Source organism: Pelomicrobium sp. G1, from assembly GCF_051905455.1.
Taxonomy (GTDB): Bacteria; Pseudomonadota; Gammaproteobacteria; order Burkholderiales; family UBA6910; genus Pelomicrobium.
This window is the reverse complement of the sequence record NZ_JBQACR010000062.1, coordinates 354-665: the sequence shown is the minus strand read 5'-3', so window position 1 is coordinate 665 and position 312 is coordinate 354. Positions and strand designations below refer to the sequence as shown.

Annotated in this window: 1 pseudogene; it reads left to right on the top strand. The window is 74.4% G+C overall.

The annotated features are described in order from the left end of the window. A pseudogene (locus ACTFO6_RS17440) lies at window positions 1-294 on the top strand (hypothetical protein); the annotation flags it as partial. Window positions 295-312 lie beyond the last annotated feature (18 nt).

Below are 312 nucleotides of genomic sequence, written 5' to 3'. Positions count from 1 at the left end.
GGCCAGGAGGGGGTCTACCTCCTCAAGGCAGCCCAGGCGGAGGCGTACCGCGCGGCCGGCTATCCTGCAGACGCGAGCCCCTGGCCCCTGATCGCGCTCGAGGCGGAGGCGCGCGCCATGACCCCGCGAGTCCTCGCAGACGAGGTGCTATGGCTGCGTGATGCCTGGACCGCGAAGGCGGCCGCCATTGAAGCCGCGCGCCTCGCGGGCAAGCGCGCCGTCAGCGAGGCACTGCACCCCGGCGAGGTCGCCGCCGCGCGGGACGCGGCCATCGCGACCCTGTCCGCGCTGTGATCGCGCCATGCCGGATAG